This is a genomic window from Trichocoleus sp. ST-U2 (genome assembly GCF_039961875.1).
Classification (GTDB): Bacteria; Cyanobacteriota; Cyanobacteriia; order Cyanobacteriales; family FACHB-T130; genus FACHB-T130.
The window spans coordinates 1-15,306 of sequence record NZ_JAMPJY010000008.1; the positions used below are offsets into that span (position 1 = coordinate 1).

The 15,306-nt window shown below is 46.9% G+C and carries 12 protein-coding genes and 1 pseudogene; 8 read left to right on the forward strand and 5 right to left on the reverse strand.

Annotated features, from left to right (window positions below; genetic code table 11):
- From NC996_RS07260 to NC996_RS07290, 7 genes and pseudogenes are all read left to right on the forward strand, one after another.
- Nucleotides 1-113: pseudogene (locus NC996_RS07260) on the forward strand (photosystem II protein D2); the annotation flags it as partial.
- A 685-nt stretch (nt 114-798) separates the two neighbouring features.
- The gene (locus tag NC996_RS07265) at nt 799-882 is read left to right on the forward strand and encodes a hypothetical protein (protein ID WP_347275959.1); all 84 of its coding nucleotides are present in this window, start codon (nt 799-801) and stop codon (nt 880-882) included.
- Nucleotides 883-1,061: 179 nt separating this feature from the next.
- Nucleotides 1,062-3,245 carry an iron uptake porin gene (locus NC996_RS07270; RefSeq protein ID WP_190689963.1) on the forward strand — a complete coding sequence of 728 codons (2,184 nt, stop codon included), beginning with the start codon at nt 1,062-1,064 and terminating at the stop codon, nt 3,243-3,245.
- A gap of 198 nt (nt 3,246-3,443) precedes the next feature.
- Entirely contained in the window at nt 3,444-5,462 is a 2,019-nt protein-coding gene (locus NC996_RS07275) for an iron uptake porin (protein WP_190689966.1), read from the forward strand.
- Between the two features lie 243 nt (nt 5,463-5,705).
- On the forward strand, nt 5,706-6,143 hold the full coding sequence (locus NC996_RS07280; RefSeq protein ID WP_190411711.1) for an Rrf2 family transcriptional regulator: 438 nt from the start codon (nt 5,706-5,708) through the stop codon (nt 6,141-6,143).
- A gap of 123 nt (nt 6,144-6,266) precedes the next feature.
- Nucleotides 6,267-7,229 (forward strand): cysteine synthase A, encoded by a 963-nt coding sequence (cysK, locus tag NC996_RS07285; protein ID WP_190689969.1) that lies wholly within the window; start codon nt 6,267-6,269, stop codon nt 7,227-7,229.
- Nucleotides 7,230-7,336: 107 nt separating this feature from the next.
- Nucleotides 7,337-8,173: a J domain-containing protein gene (locus NC996_RS07290; RefSeq protein ID WP_190411709.1), complete on the forward strand. Its 837-nt coding sequence runs from the start codon at nt 7,337-7,339 to the stop codon at nt 8,171-8,173.
- 147 nt (nt 8,174-8,320) lie between these two features.
- Here NC996_RS07290 and NC996_RS07295 read toward each other — a convergent pair whose 3' ends face one another.
- From NC996_RS07295 to groL, 4 genes are all read right to left on the reverse strand, one after another.
- The gene (locus NC996_RS07295; protein WP_190689973.1) at nt 8,321-8,986 is read right to left on the reverse strand and encodes a hypothetical protein; all 666 of its coding nucleotides are present in this window, start codon (nt 8,984-8,986) and stop codon (nt 8,321-8,323) included.
- Between the two features lie 175 nt (nt 8,987-9,161).
- Nucleotides 9,162-10,331, reverse strand: coding sequence for a magnesium/cobalt transporter CorA (gene corA / locus NC996_RS07300; RefSeq protein ID WP_190432336.1), 1,170 nt, complete (start codon nt 10,329-10,331; stop codon nt 9,162-9,164).
- Between the two features lie 51 nt (nt 10,332-10,382).
- Nucleotides 10,383-11,543: a hypothetical protein gene (locus NC996_RS07305; protein WP_190689976.1), complete on the reverse strand. Its 1,161-nt coding sequence runs from the start codon at nt 11,541-11,543 to the stop codon at nt 10,383-10,385.
- Nucleotides 11,544-11,866: 323 nt separating this feature from the next.
- A complete protein-coding gene (gene groL / locus NC996_RS07310; protein WP_190432341.1) occupies nt 11,867-13,561 on the reverse strand; it encodes a chaperonin GroEL in 1,695 nt (564 codons plus the stop codon).
- Between the two features lie 252 nt (nt 13,562-13,813).
- On the opposite strand from groL, the gene NC996_RS07315 reads away from it, so the two are divergent.
- Complete coding sequence (locus NC996_RS07315; RefSeq protein WP_199303364.1) at nt 13,814-14,887, forward strand: M4 family metallopeptidase; 1,074 nt, start codon at nt 13,814-13,816, stop codon at nt 14,885-14,887.
- A gap of 36 nt (nt 14,888-14,923) precedes the next feature.
- Here the strand turns inward: NC996_RS07315 and NC996_RS07320 are convergent, their stop codons facing one another.
- Entirely contained in the window at nt 14,924-15,223 is a 300-nt protein-coding gene (locus NC996_RS07320) for a protealysin inhibitor emfourin (RefSeq protein ID WP_190411705.1), read from the reverse strand.
- Between the last annotated feature and the right edge of the window lie 83 nt (nt 15,224-15,306).

Consider the following 15,306-nt stretch of genomic DNA (forward strand, 5'->3'; position numbering starts at 1 on the left):
CCAAGAATATTCTGCTCAATGAGGGCATCCGGGCTTGGATGGCTCCTCAGGATCAACCCCACGAGAACTTTATCTTCCCTGAAGAGGTTCTGCCTCGCGGTAACGCACTGTAATGTCAGGAGTGAAATATTGAGTTAATTTTCTCTAACTCAGCATGGGCGGGGCGATCCCGCTCCTACAGCACTCCTCATTGAACGATACCCCGCCACTCGCGGGGTATTTTTTTTTCAAGCCAGCCCACATCTGCTCTAGCCTGTGCTAATCTAAATGAAGGGAATGAATCCTTAGCGATTTTTCCCCTACTCCTTTTGAGAATTAGACCGTTCAGGCAACAAGGAGGTGATGCCCATGAGTGATAGTAGTAAATTTATGGGTCATCAAATTAGCGTTAACCGGCTGAGCGTCGGAGCTGTTCTCTAAAAGCCGGTTTTAATCCCCTAGTGGGATTAACTAAAGGCTGAAAGAGCTAGGCTGGTATTTGGAGTTCCTTCCGACAGTCTGGTGCTAATTTGAAGACCCGCTAGACCGCCCTCACATTGAGTGTAATGGTGATACCAAAACGCTTCCCGTGGGGGCGGATAGTTTTTTAGGGGCTTTTTTTCAGGAAGGCGATGGCGTAGATACTCAGCGAGCTGGCAATTAACAAAGCATTCATCAGCTATCAAGTTAGCCAGGGAAGCAGTAGAAGAGAAAATGAAAAAAGTTTGGAGAAGCGATCGCCTAGATTAACAAATTAGTTGCTGTTGCTGCATCTCAATAGAAACAAAGCATCATCTACGAGAAATTTTGTACAATAAGGTGACGCTAACACTGACAACAGATGATAGCGATGGGTTGACAACAAAAGACTTTGATAGGGCGCAAGTCATTTTTAAAGAGTGACTTAGGTCATCCGAAAAATAACACGAAAAATCTCAATAAGCGCTCTAGCAATCATTTCAGGCGCTGGTGAGGTGGTGGCAGCGCCCAATCTGTGTTACGATGACTTGAAAAATCAAGAAGGATTGTCACTCTTTCTGAAAGATCTTTCTGAAAAAGTGTGTGTGAGGAAAAGAGGAAAGATGGCTAAATTAATGTGGAAATCTCTGCTAGTAAGTCCAGCAGTTTTGGGAGCGGCACTCGTGCTTTCTTCAGCTGCGATCGCAACTGAAAAGCCCGTAACATCTGAAGTAATTCAGCCCCAAACGACTGAGGCAAACCTACCGAAAGTTCAGTCAGTGGCTTTGGTTACTGCACCCCAAGCCCCGGAAGCTAACTCAGCCCCCGTGTTTTCAGCAACCGCTAAATCAGCCGAAGCGCTGAGTGCAGTTGAAGTGGAAACGCCAGAACAGTTAGCAGTAGCGCCGATTCAAGATGCAGCAACCGCCAACTCGGCAGAAGCGCTAAAGGTAGAGAAGCTCGATAGCACGTCTGTACCTGTAGTGCCAGCAGTAGAGACGCCAAAACAGTTGGCAGCAACGCCCATCCAGGACGCAGCAACCGCCAATTCAGCCGAAGCTCTAGGCGTAGACAACAGCGTGTCGGTTCCGATGGCAGCACCGACGAACACCAAGCTGGCTCAAAGCGCCCCAGCAGGAAATACAGTTGACAACAACAGCGTTTTAGAACAAATCAATCGCTACAGTCGGGAAGGAAATAATTCCCAAAGCCAAGTCACAAACGTCTCCCAACTGTCAGACGTGGAACCAACAGACTGGGCATACGAAGCGCTGCGAAGCCTAGTAGAGCGCTATGGCTGTATAGCAGGATATCCGGATGGCACCTATCGGGGCAACCGGGCAATGAGCCGGTATGAATTTGCGGCGGGTTTGAACGCTTGTTTGCTGCAAATCGAGAAATTAATTGCCGCGTCTACAGCAGATTTCGTTACCAAAGAAGATTTAGCCACACTTCAGCGGCTGATCGATGAATTTGGGGCAGAACTGGCAACCCTCCGGACGCGGGTAGATAACCTGGAAGGACGGGTGACGTTCCTAGAAAACCATCAGTTCTCGACAACCACCAAACTGGTGGGTGAAGCGATATTCGCTGTCACGGACTCGTTTACGGGTGATATTAGCGTTAGCGACTTCGATGTGGATGTCGATGACCGTGGCACCAACACCATCTTTGGGGACCGAGTACGTTTAGACCTGCAAACCAGCTTCACAGGTCGAGATATTTTGCACACCCGTCTCGCAGCTGGGAACCTGGGAGTTTTAACCCCCGAAACATTCGAGGGAACTCAGACTTTTAACCTCGGTTTCGGCGACGAAAACAACAATAACATTGGCTTAGACTGGCTGGCATACGAGTTCCCGTTTGGATCTTCCCAAGTTTACATCTCAGCCACTGGAGGACGCCATTCCGACTACACCCCTGTTTTAAATCCTTACTTCTATAACGGAGTCAGTGACAGTGGTAGCGGCTCACTCTCAACCTTTGCTCAGTACAGCCCCATTTATCGCATCGGGGGCGGCGCTGGTGCTGGTCTGAGGCTGGGTGTCGGTCGGGCACCGATTCTCGGCCCCACTTCATTAACTGTGGGTTATCTAGCAGATAATGCAAATAATCCTGCCGATAGCACACTGCTCGGAAGCGTAGCACCCGGACAAGATATTAATCAGCATGGTGGTCTGTTCAACGGTGACTATTCTGCTCTGGCGCAGCTCAATTTCACTGTCAGCGACCGATTCGGCCTGGCTGCAACCTACGTCCACGGCTACCATAGTTCCGGCAACTCGATATTCGACAGTGGCAGAGGACAGGGTGTAGTTGGTACCGGTTTCGCCAATAATCCAGGGCTTATAGGACCCGTACTTGGTCAAGTTGCACCCCAACTTGGTATAGCAACTGACCCAACTCCAACGGTCAGTAACTCCTACGGATTACAAGGTGCTTTCCGATTGGGTGACAGAGTTTCACTCAGTGGCTTTGTCTCTTATAGCGATGTCAGAGTGATTGGCGATGGGGATGGTGAAATCTGGAGCTACGGATTAGGGGTAGCCTTCCCTGACCTAGGTAAACGGGGTAACGTTTTGGGTATCTTCGCCGGTGCCCAACCCTATCTGGGAAGCCTCGAACTTGACGGTAAGCGGACTCCAGTTGGTAAAGATCGACCCTACCACATTGAAGCTTTCTACAAGTACCAGCTGACAGAAAATATCTCTGTTACTCCTGGGGTTATCTGGCTGACAGCTCCCGGTCAAACCGAAGCTAACGACGACGCTGTTATCGGTACGCTCAGAACTACGTTCAGCTTCTAGTAGCACAAAAGTTAGGCGGCTGGGTTAATCCAGCTTGCCCAATATTGTGAAATGAAATCAGTAAAGCCTCGCTCGATGCGAGGCTTTTTTGTATGATTTATTACCTAATGCAATTTCTGGGCTGTGGTAGGATGACAGGAAAAATTAAGAAGGATGTCAATCTTTCTGAATAAGGTGTGTGTGAGGAAAAGAGGAAAGATGGCTAAATTTATCTGGAAATCGCTGGTATTCAGCCCAGCAGTTTTGGGGGCAGCATTGGTTGTTTCATCGGCAGCGATCGCTGCACAAACGCCTGCTGCTAAAGAAGTGATTCAGCCCCAAACGACTGAGGCAAATCTACCAGAATTGCAGCCGGTAGCGATCGTTACTGCGCCAGAAACCCCAACAGTCAGCTCAATTCCTGTCTTTTCAGCCACCGCTGAGAAGTCAGAGTTAGAGCAGAAAGTTGTTGCGACGGAAGCGCCAGAACAGTTGGCAGTCGCACCCAGCCAGGAGCCAGCAACCGCCGACTCAGCTCAAGCACTCAAGGTAGAAACCATTGAAGGCACATCTGTGCCAGTAATACCAGCAGCCGACTCAAAGCTGGCTCAAAGCGCCCCAGCAGCGAATACGGTTGACAATAACAGCGTTTTAGAACAAATCAATCGCTACGGTCAAGAAGGGAATAATTCCCAAAGCCAAGTCACCAACGTATCTCAACTGTCAGACGTGGAACCAACAGACTGGGCATACGAAGCGCTGCGAAGCCTAGTAGAGCGCTATGGCTGTATAGCAGGATATCCGGATGGCACCTATCGGGGCAACCGGGCAATGAGCCGGTATGAATTTGCGGCGGGTTTGAACGCTTGTTTGCTGCAAATCGAGAAATTAATTGCCGCGTCTACAGCAGATTTCGTTACCAAAGAAGATTTAGCCACACTTCAGCGGCTGATCGATGAATTTGGGGCAGAACTGGCAACCCTGCGGACGCGGGTAGATAACCTGGAAGGGCGGGTGACGTTCCTAGAAAACCATCAGTTCTCGACAACCACCAAACTGGTGGGTGAAGCGATCTTCGCTGTCACGGACGAGTTTAGCGATCGCGAGGACACCAATACCATTTTTGGCGATCGCGTTCGTTTAGACTTCCAAACCAGCTTCACGGGTCGAGATGTATTGCACACCCGTCTTGCGGCTGGTAACACTACACCTTTTCTTGCAAAGCTTCCACCTCAACCTGATAGTTCATTCGAGGGCAACCAGACCTTTGACCTTAATCCCGGTAACAACAACGATATCATTCTAGATTGGTTGGCATATGAGTTTCCTTTTGGCAGCTCAAAAGTTTACCTAGCCGCTGCGGGAGGAATTCATGCCGACTACGCTCCCGTCCTCAACCCTTACTTTTATGACGGAGACGGAGGTACCGCTGCACTTTCGTCATTTGCTCAGCAGAGTCCTATCTATCGTATCGGTGGCGGTGCCGGTATCGGGATCAGGCTCGGTGTAGGCACGGCACCGATTCTCGGTCCCACTTCATTAACTGTTGGTTATCTGGCAGATAATGGGAGTCTTCCTGGCAATGATTTTGGTCTGTTCAACGGGGACTATTCTGCCCTCGCCCAGCTCAACTTTACTGTTAACGATCGCTTGGGCTTAGCTGCAACCTACGTCCACGGCTACCATAACCGGGGGGACGGGATTTTTGACCTTGGTGGAAGTCCTCGCTCGTCGCCAGGTGCCCGCCCGATAACAGGTACTCTCGGAGCTAACGATCCAACGCTTGCAACTGGAACAGGCGCTCGGTTCCCATTAGTACTGGATAGGGATAGCCCAATGAGCACTAACTCCTATGGTCTTCAGGCTGCCTTACGACTGAGCGACAGATTCTCTGTGAGCGGCTTTGTTGGGAAGACTGATATTAGCTCCGTTCAAAATAGTACCAGAGGTGATGTCTGGTACTACGGGTTAGGTGTGGCCTTCCCCGATTTGGGTAAGCGGGGGAATATCCTGGGAATTTTTGCAGGTGTAGAACCCTACTTGGCAGGTCTTGAAGTTCAAGGCAGCCCAGTCGGGATTAAGAACGATCTCTCTTATCACCTCGAAGGATTCTACAAGTACCAGCTGACGGATAACATCTCCGTGACTCCCGGCATCATCTGGATTACCGCTCCCAACCAAAACAACGATAACGAAGATGCCGTTATTGGCACGCTCAGAACAACGTTCAGCTTCTAGGGAGACGGAAGTAGTAGCCCGCACATTGCTAGGACAGGTGGTAATGGGTAAGGGGTGATTACTCCCTCTGTCCCTCTTCTCCCTTGCTCCCCTGCTCCCAGCTTTTGTGTCGTAAATTTTGCGAACCCGGTTATGCCCCGTATTAGCGGGGCTTTTTTATTGGCGAATGCTTAAACCGACAAACTCCGGTGGAGAACCGGGGTATACTGGAATAGACGATCCCTCACACTCGATCTCAAGCTTGTGGAACTTTCCTGTAAAACAGAATATGCGCTGTTGGCTCTGTTAGAGCTAGCGTGTCACTACAACGACAACGAACCGTTACAAATTCGGCAGATTGCGGCTCAACAAAATATCCCCGATCGATATTTAGAACAGCTGCTGGCGACATTGAGGCGTGGCGGTTTAGTGCGTAGCCAACGTGGAGCAAAGGGAGGCTATTTGCTGTCGCGGGAACCTTGGAAAATTACGCTCTTAGAAGTTGTGAGTTGCTTGGAAGGATTGGATGCCAAACCTTCTGAGAACAACAACACTTCCAAAACGGTAGAAAGTGCCGTGGTAGAGGAAATCTGGCAGGAAGTGCATCAAACAGCTAATTCGGTCTTACAAGGATACACGCTTCAAGATTTAGCAGAAAAACGGGATTCTAGGCGTCAGCTTGACATCATGTATTACATTTAAAAATTAAAAATTGAAAACTAAAAATTTAAAAAGAAGCATACTTCTTTTAATTTTTAATTTTGCACTTTTTAATGATTGATGTTGACTTCTGACTCCTCATAACCAAGAAAAAAACTAAAATCTATGCGGATTGCTCAAAACATTACAGAATTAATCGGTCGGACGCCTTTAGTACAGTTGAACCGCATTCCCCAAGAGGAAGGCTGTTTGGCTCGGATCGTGGTGAAATTGGAGGGGATGAACCCAGCTGCCTCGGTCAAAGACCGGATTGGGGTGAGTATGATTAATGCGGCAGAAGAGCAGGGGTTGATCCACCCAGGCAAAACAATTTTAGTGGAACCGACTTCTGGGAATACGGGTATTGCTCTAGCGATGGCGGCAGCAGCCAGGGGCTATCGGCTGATCTTGACAATGCCAGACACGATGAGTACCGAACGACGGGCGATGCTGCGGGCTTATGGAGCAGAACTGGAACTGACCCCTGGCATTGAGGGGATGAGCCGCTGCATTCGTAGGGCGCAAGAAATTGTTGACAGCACGCCTAATGCTTATATGCTGCAACAGTTTAGCAATCCAGCCAACGTCCAGATTCACCGGGAAACCACTGCTGAGGAAATCTGGGAGGATACAGACGGGCAGGTGGATATCCTGGTCGCTGGAGTGGGCACCGGCGGCACGCTTACGGGTGTGGCAGAGGTGATTAAACCACGAAGACCGGGTTTTAAAGCGATCGCCGTCGAACCCATCAGTAGCTCAGTGTTGTCCGGCGGACGCCCTGGCCCCCACAAAATTCAGGGCATCGGTGCTGGGTTTATTCCCCAAGTGCTGAAAGTTGAGCTGATTGATGAGGTAATCGCAGTGACAGATGATGATGCGATCGCCTACGGTCGTCGTCTTGCTCGTGAAGAAGGACTGCTTTCCGGCATTTCCACGGGTGCTGCCCTCTATGCTGCCATCAAGGTCGCTCAGCGCCCCGAAAATGAGGGACGATTGATTGTCATGGTTCAGCCCAGCTTTGGAGAACGCTACTTAAGTACACCCCTGTTCCAAGATCCAGAACCGCGAGTGCCAGCTGTGCTGGGTTGACGCTACAGTAACTGTTAGTGGTCATTAGTTAAAAGCTCATGAGCTATGAGTCATTAGTCATACCTCTACCTACTAATGACTCATGCCTCTGACAGAAAGCTATTTCCATGACAGATTCCACTCACTACGACACCCTTGATATTAGTCCCGCAGCGACTCCGGTACAGATCAAGCAAGCTTACCGGCGTCTAGTGAAGCTGTTTCATCCAGATGGTAATCGCGAAACAGCGAACCACGAGCAAATTGTCCGGATTAATGCTGCTTACGAAATACTGGGCGACCCTCAACAGCGGCAGTCTTATGACCAGATGCTGCTCAAAGATCGCCTGAGACACGAACAATCTGTTAACAATCATCCGTCGCGACGAGCCGAATCATCAGCGACATATACTTCGGCGCGATCGCAGCGATACCAGCAAGCCGATGCTTCGGCGCGATCGCAGCGGCAACAGCAAGCCGACACCGAAAACCGATACTACGCGCATCGACAACAGCAAGCCAACGCTGAAAACCGATACTACGCGCATCGACAGACAGCAATAGATGCCGACGAACAACTGGAGCAATGGCTTCAGAAAGTCTATGTGCCGGTCAATCGCTTGATCTGTCGCATTCTCAATCCTCTGGCAGACCAACTAGACCAACTTTCAGCCGATCCTTTTGATGATGAACTGATGGAACAATTTCAGGCTTACCTGAAAGAGTGTCGTAACTATCTCAAACAAGCTCAGCTGGCTTTTCGTTCTTTGCCTAATCCAGCCAATGTTGCTGGCGCAGCAGTTCACCTTTACTACTGCCTCAATCAAGTAGCAGATGGCATTGAAGAGTTAGAACTTTTTACGCTCAACTATGATGAAGGCTACCTGCACACAGGTCAAGAACTTTTTAGAATTGCCACTGGTTTGCGCTGCGAAGCGCAATACGCAGTCAAAGACATTGCTTAACCATTAAAAATTAGAAACTAGCTTTTTTTCTCGTTACCAGTAGGGGCTTTTTCTGTACCGTCCCCTACTGTGGTAACGGGGCTTGGATGAAAGTAAAGCCTCCCCAGTGCCCAAAACAAAAATAAAAATTTAAGAATTTCTCAATTTTTATTTTTTAGTTGTTTCTCTGGGATTCCAACGCATTACATCTGTCCAAGGAGCTTTTTTAACTGTAAAGTCACAAGACAAAATGTGAGTAACGGAATTGCCCGTCTCACTCGTAGACCTCAATAAATGTAGCACTAGCGTTAGAGAAAAGCGCAGCGTACTCTCAGGACTAGAGAGTTTTTTGAGCTTGGATGGATCAAAAAGGGACGCTGAGATTTTCAAAACATCGGTTTGCAAGTCGCGCTGGAGAACGTCTTCAACAGTTATTTTTTCTTTAAGAATTTTTCCAGATCCAATGAAGCTATAAACTTGACGCTGGGAGAGATCCAGAATCATGCTGGGCGTCAGGCGAATCACTCGCCGCGATCGCCCGTCAAAATCTGTCAGCGAACTGCGATCCCAATCTACGTCAATTGAATGCTCCGCAGATTTATTGTCAATCTGGATTGATAGTTCGCGCAGTCGATCTAGTTGGTATCGCTTTTCCAGCTTAAATTGGATATCGACGCGATCTCTTAGATTTTGTGTTTCCAGTTGTCCATTTAAGGATTCCCGATCGAGATGGACAATCACTTGATTTCTATCTACCGATTTAAAAACTCGGTATAAAACGTAAGTGACACAGATGATGTAGACAGTCAAGATGAATAAATTGCGGTCATCCAAAATTAGTAATTAGTAATTGTTAAGTGGGAAAAGTTTTTAATTAGAAGTTTTACTTTTTGAAATAAAAAACTTATTGTACTTCAAAATTAAGTAATTAAAAACCAAAATTTTTGTCTCCCATTAATTTTTAGCAAAAAATTACAGGCTATAAGAAAAGTAATTTATGAACATGATACTAGTCATCCTTAACTGTGGAAAAATTATCAAACCAGCCACGCCGCCAGAAAAAGTAAATTAAACCAGATGCGATCGCTATCATTAATGCCCAGCAAAGCGGATAGCCTAAATACCAGTTTAGTTCTGGCATATTGAATGGTGATTTTTCTGTATTAAAGTTCATGCCGTAGATTCCAGCAACAAAAGTGAGGGGAATAAAAATACTGGAAATTACAGTCAAAAGCTTCATAACTTCATTCATTCTGTTACCAACCGAGGACATATAAACATCCATTAACCCAGAGGATAGTTCTCGATATGTTTCCACCATGTCCATTACTTGAACCGCATGATCGTAACAGTCTCTTAGATAAATTCGGACTTCTTCACAAATAAGAGGACTCCCATCTCGAATTAAGGAATTTATGGCATCTCGCTGGGGCCAAATAGCGCGACGGAGTGCCAACAATTCGCGCCTAACTTGATAGATTTTATCTAGAGTCTTACGTGTAGGATTGGCGATAACTTCTTCCTCTAAGTCTTCAATTCGCTCACCATAAACTTCCAAAACCGGAAAAAATCCATCAATAATTGAATCCAACAGTGCGTAGGCTAAATAATCGGCACCGCGCTTGCGGATAGTACCCTTATTGTGACGAATGCGATCGCGCACGGGTGTAAAACAATCCCGCAGTGGTTCCTCCTGCACAGTGAGCAAATAATGTTTCCCCAAAATTAAACTCACTTGTTCGCTGTAGAAGCCAGTGCCTTTTTCTTTAGGCATCACCATCCGGCTAATAAGCACCAGATGGTCTCCCTGATCATCCACTTTGGGTCGCTGGGGTACATTTACCACATCTTCCAAAACCAATGGATGTAAATGAAAAACCTGTCCCAATTCTCGCAAAATTTCTTCATCTCCTAAGCCCAACACATCCACCCAAGAAACCGACTCGGTATCCAAATAGCTAGCGCACGCTGCTGGGGTCTCAAGTGGCATGCAGATGCGGTTTGCCTCGTTGTAGTCAATTAAGATAATTTTGGGTGGCGGAGAATTTTTATTAATAAAAATTGTTCCTGGTAGACTACCGGGTTTATCGTAAAAGTCTTCAAACAAAGAATTATCATCGTCTTCGTCTACATTGTATTGTGTAACTACTTCCGCAGGCTGGGGGCGTCTTTGTGTCATTTGCATTTACTCCTACTCAGTATTTATTTTAGAATTTTATCTATTCTTTATTCAGCAAAATTCTCTTTTAATTAATTCAATTTCTTCCTGAAAACTATTAGCATAATTCCACCCAAAATATCCTGCAAATTTGCGATCTTCATTAGTATCGAATATATAAACATGGTGTATATTGGCAAAATTAACATACATTTGTATACTACCGCTACCATCTCTAAAATTTAGATGCAGTAATTTTTTATCAAAGATATAGTTTACTGGAGTTAAAACATTTTTAACTTCAGGTAATTTTTTTAAGCGAGATATAACATCATACATAATATTTTTACCAGACAAAATATTATCAGTAATTAAATTAGCTGTTTTAGAACAATTCATATACCAGTGATGAGCATCAACAACTCCTAAAGCTAAGGCTGCATCCACTTGACCGACAGTATAGGCAGTATTTTCCGCCAGGTTAGCATGATCTAAAATATACTCATCTTGTAAAAATATGTTAGCAGACGAATTAATGTTAAAGCTTGTCCGAAGCGGATAGGCAATAATATCAGAGGAATGAATTATATTAATCCATCTCAAACCTTGGTTTTTATAATTCTTAGCAAAACATTTAACTTTATTAGGATTAATACCTAACATGGTGTTAAAGAATAAAATAGGAGAACTCATTGTGGTAATACTCCTTAGGTAAACTTGTCTTTTGGAGGTGGAATCACCTAGTCCTTTAATCATTGTACGGATATGAAACGCCGCATCATCAGAATCAAATCTATCGGAGAACAAACTATCCCATAGGATGACGCTTCCCAAGGAATGGGCAACAATATGAAGGTCAGTTTCTTCAGGGTTACGTCTTATAAAGTCCTCTAGTTGATCTGCAATCAGTTCTCTAATTTTTACGCCCCGTTCTTGATTAAGGTAGGTGAAAGCATCTCCAACGAATTCAGATAGAAAGCCTTGTCTAAAGTGTTGATACCTCAAAATGGTTTGAATATCTAAATTTGGAGATTCCTTTTTAACTTTCTGTAAATCTTGATGAATCCAGTTCCACATCCTCCCAACATCATTTAAAACATCGCCCCAAAAACTATAATAAAAGTGAGGGAGTAATTCACCTCTTTTGGTAAACTCTTCTGTAATAAAACCTTTCAATTTATCTCCATATTTAACATCCCGTGTAGCAACCCCGTGAAGAAAAAAGACTAGCATTGTTAAAGTTAATCCTCTAGCTGAAAGAAAAATATCTAAGGAACTACCTTCATATAAGATTCCCGATGATTTACCTAAAGTAACAGTATTTACTGAAAATTTTCCTAAAATGCTGATTAAACAGAAGTTTGAGGAATTATCCCAGTTAAGTAGGTTTGAACCCTATAATTTTTCAATACTGTAACACTCTTACAATGAGCGATCGCTACAAAAAAGCAGCTTGCCGTTTGAGACAAGCTGCTTTTCTTTCAGTCCACAAAGGTGGGCTTTGTTTTTTTAGCTTCAGGTTTCAACCTGTGGGCGCTGGGGACGCGAACAATGGACTACATCATGCCCATGCCGCCCATGCCACCCATGCCGCCCATGCCACCCATGCCGCCCATGCCGCCCATGCCGCCCATGCCGCCCATGCCGCCCATATCCGGGGCACCAGCCGCTTTCTTCTCAGGCTTCTCGACAACCAGGGCTTCAGTGGTCAACACCATCCCGGCAATCGAACCGGCATTTTGCAACGCCGAACGTACAACTTTCGCAGGGTCGATAATCCCAGCGGCGATCAGGTCTTCAAATGTGTCGGTAGCCGCGTTGTAACCGATATTCAAATCAGTCTCGCGCACCTTCTCGACAATGACAGAGCCTTCGACACCGGCATTATCTGCCATCTGACGCAGGGGAGCTTCTAGAGATCTGCCCACAATGTCAGCACCGACTTTTTCTTCGGCGTCCAGACTATTTTTAATGTCAGCAACTTTCTTGCTCAGGTAAATCAGCGTCGCGCCACCGCCAGGAACGATACCTTCTTCCACAGCAGCTTTGGTCGCGTTGAGGGCGTCTTCAATCCGCAGCTTGCGGTCTTTGAGTTCGGTTTCGGTCGCTGCACCCACTTTGATGACGGCGACACCACCGGCAAGCTTAGCAATTCGCTCTTGCAGCTTTTCTTTGTCGTAGTCAGAATCCGTTTCTTCTAGCTGCTTGCGAATTTGGGCAATCCGCTTTTGCACATCTGCCGTCTTGGCATCACCAGCGACGATGGTGGTGTTTTCTTTATCAATGGTGATTTTCTGAGCGGTTCCCAGCATCTCCAGGGAGACGGTATCTAGGCTCAAACCAACTTCTTCTGAGATTAGCTGACCGCCAGTGAGAACGGCGATATCTTGCAGCATCGCTTTGCGGCGTTCGCCAAATCCAGGCGCTTTGATGGCGGCTACATTCAGTACGCCCCGCGCTTTATTTACCACCAAAGTTGCCAAAGCTTCTCCTTCGATGTCTTCGGCAATAATCAGCAAAGCTTGACCGGAACGGGCAACTTTTTCCAAGACGGGAATCAAATCCTGGATAGAGTTGATTTTTTTATCCGTCATCAAAATCCGGACGTTTTCATATTCCACCACCATCCGTTCGGAATCGGTGATGAAGTAGGGAGAAATGTAGCCGCGATCCAGCTGCATCCCCTCGACGACATCCAGTTCCGTTGCCATCGATTTGGATTCTTCAACGGTGATCACGCCGTCTTTGGTGACTTTATCCATCGCTTCGGCAATCATTTTGCCGACTTCTTCATCGTTACCAGCGGAGACGGTTGCCACTTGAGCGATCGCGCTACCTTCCACTGGTTTCGCGATCGCTACAATCTCCTCCACTAAGAAGGCGATCGTTTTTTCGATTCCCCGCCGCAAACTCACTGGATTTGCCCCAGCCGCTACGTTCTTCAAGCCCTCACGAATCATCGCTTGAGCCAGAACCGTCGCCGTAGTCGTGCCATCACCCGCAATATCTTTCGTTTTGGATGCCACTTCCTGAATCAGTCGAGCGCCTGTATTTTCCAGGGGGTCTTCTAATTCAATTTCCTTGGCAACGGTGATACCATCGTTCACAATTTGGGGTGCGCCAAACTTCTTCTCTAGAAGGACATTCCGCCCTTTCGGCCCCAGCGTAATGCGAACGGCGTCTGCCAGGACGTTCACGCCCCGCTCTAGTGCCCGCCGCGATTCGTCATTAAATGCAACGATTTTTGCCATGTTTTAGGTTTTCAGAGCGCTTCCATTAGTCAATTTAGCACTCACTGGCACAGAGTGCTAATCCGAGAGGATGAGAGTCCTCACCTCGACTGATATGGGGGAGGTACATAATAAACAGCTAGAGCAATCAATGGCACGTTTGAGTTACTTTTTGTAACGAAATTGCCGAATTCTCGATAACTAGAGCGGATTGGATTGAATGCGTTTATCATCCACTTTTTGATGCTCTGTCCTTGACAAAGGAAATAATTTATGCGTTCACCAAAAAAAAGAGCGGTAGGGCTGCAACCTTGCTGCGATAGACTTCATCCCATTTGTTGTATCGTTCCTCCTCATATGCTGAAGGAGGTTCTCCAGAATGGCAACCCTGAGCAGCGGGCATGGGCTTTTCAAACCTTAACCGTGTCAGAACAGTTTCGCGGACGGCGCTTGACAGTGGGAAATATCTCGTTCGCAGCATCAGCGGGTGAGAAGCGTCGTACCATCTTTGATGCCAAAAATGGCAACGATCTACCAGGCACCTTGGTGCGTAGTGAAGGCGATCCTCCCAGCGACGATCCCGCGATCAACGAAGCCTATGACGGGTCGGGTGCGACTTATGACTTGTACGAGGAGGTATTTGAGCGGAATTCCATCGACAATCGAGGGCTGCGTTTGGACTCGACGGTTCATTTTGGCGTGAAGTATGACAACGCTTTTTGGAACGGCGACCAAATGGTCTACGGTGATGGGGATGGAGAGATTTTTGAACGCTTTACCAAGGCGATTGATGTGATTGGGCACGAGCTAACCCACGGCGTCACCCAATATGAAGCCAATCTAATCTATTACGGCGAATCTGGCGCATTAAATGAATCTTTTTCCGATGTCTTTGGTTCCCTGGTGAAACAGCGGGTTCTCAATCAGACAGCCGAAGAAGCTGACTGGATTATCGGGGAAGGGTTGTTTACCGCCAATGTTAAGGGCGTTGGGATTCGCTCAATGAAGGCACCGGGGACAGCATACGATGACCCAGTGCTAGGCAAAGACCCCCAGCCAGCGACTTATAAAGACCGCTACAAAGGGCTGGAAGATAACGGAGGCGTGCATATCAACTCAGGGATTGCCAACCGTGCCTTTTATTTAGCAGCGGTGGAAATTGGCGGCTACGCTTGGGAAAAGGCTGGGAAAATCTGGTATATCGCTTTACGCGATCGCCTGCGCTCTAGAGCGAATTTTAAACGGGCTGCGAATACTCTCATTACAGTCGCTGGAGAACTCTACGGCGAAGGCTCCAAGGAGCAAAATGCAGTCCGCAAAGGTTGGGAAGAAGTGGGAGTGATTTAAATTAAAAATTGAAGAGGCATTCTTCATTTTTAATTTTTAATTTCTGCGTGCGGCTGCCATCAGCCATTCCAGCAGCGGTCTTAAGTTTCCAGGTACGGCGGATTCACTCACTAAAACAGTATGTTGCTGAGTGTTTTCTTCTACCGTTAGCTTGTACTGAAAGCGGTCGGGTTGGGGAGTGTTGGAAGCGATCGCGGCAGGCAAATCAAAGAAATCAGCTGCGTCAATCAGGAGGCGCAGCTGATTTGCTTCATTTGCAGGCAGAGTCGTAGTGTCAAAAACTTTTGTCAGGCGCATCCCAGCAAAGCCGCCAGTCCGTTCAAAAGAAATTCGCATAGTTTCCCTCGCAGGGAGCAAGACTAACTCCATAGTAAGCAGTGATGGATGTTATTCTTTGTCGGCCTCTCTCTTTCCCACTC

Bases quoted from the DNA above. Each gene is read 5' to 3' on its own strand.
- NC996_RS07270 (WP_190689963.1), top strand. From the start codon at position 1,062: ATGGCTAAATTAATGTGGAAATCTCTGCTAGTAAGTCCAGCAGTTTTG.
- NC996_RS07275 (WP_190689966.1), top strand. From the start codon at position 3,444: ATGGCTAAATTTATCTGGAAATCGCTGGTATTCAGCCCAGCAGTTTTG.
- cysK (WP_190689969.1), top strand. From the start codon at position 6,267: ATGCGGATTGCTCAAAACATTACAGAATTAATCGGTCGGACGCCTTTA.
- NC996_RS07290 (WP_190411709.1), top strand. From the start codon at position 7,337: ATGACAGATTCCACTCACTACGACACCCTTGATATTAGTCCCGCAGCG.
- corA (WP_190432336.1), bottom strand. From the start codon at position 10,331: ATGACACAAAGACGCCCCCAGCCTGCGGAAGTAGTTACACAATACAAT.
- NC996_RS07305 (WP_190689976.1), bottom strand. From the start codon at position 11,543: ATGCTAGTCTTTTTTCTTCACGGGGTTGCTACACGGGATGTTAAATAT.
- groL (WP_190432341.1), bottom strand. From the start codon at position 13,561: ATGGCAAAAATCGTTGCATTTAATGACGAATCGCGGCGGGCACTAGAG.
- NC996_RS07315 (WP_199303364.1), top strand. From the start codon at position 13,814: ATGCGTTCACCAAAAAAAAGAGCGGTAGGGCTGCAACCTTGCTGCGAT.
- NC996_RS07320 (WP_190411705.1), bottom strand. From the start codon at position 15,223: ATGCGAATTTCTTTTGAACGGACTGGCGGCTTTGCTGGGATGCGCCTG.